The organism is Nocardioides abyssi, assembly GCF_030412915.1.
GTDB classification, from domain to species: Bacteria; Actinomycetota; Actinomycetes; order Propionibacteriales; family Nocardioidaceae; genus Nocardioides; species Nocardioides abyssi.
Genome location: NZ_JAUHJR010000310.1, coordinates 1 through 213, shown reverse-complemented (window position 1 = coordinate 213; position 213 = coordinate 1). Strand labels below are relative to the sequence as shown.

1 protein-coding gene is annotated in these 213 nt (G+C 80.8%); it reads left to right on the top strand.

The window, feature by feature from the left end; translation table 11 throughout:
* The coding region (locus QWY29_RS20840; RefSeq protein ID WP_300963114.1) for a hypothetical protein at positions 1-213 on the top strand (213 nt) is incomplete at both ends.

The following is a 213-nucleotide window of genomic DNA, read 5'->3' as shown; positions in this document are numbered from 1 at the left end:
GCCGGCCAGCTCGCGGGCCCGGCCGCCCTGTGCCGCCGGCGGGGGCTCGTGCTCACCGGCCTCGACGTCGCGCTGCGTGACCTCGACGACCGGGCCGGCACCGCCCGCGGGGTCGCCGCGGCCGTCGACGCGGCCCGCGCCGAGGGCGTGCTCGACGACGACGTGCCCGTCCACGTCGAGCTGCCGCAGTCGGAGGCGACGTACGCCTGGCTG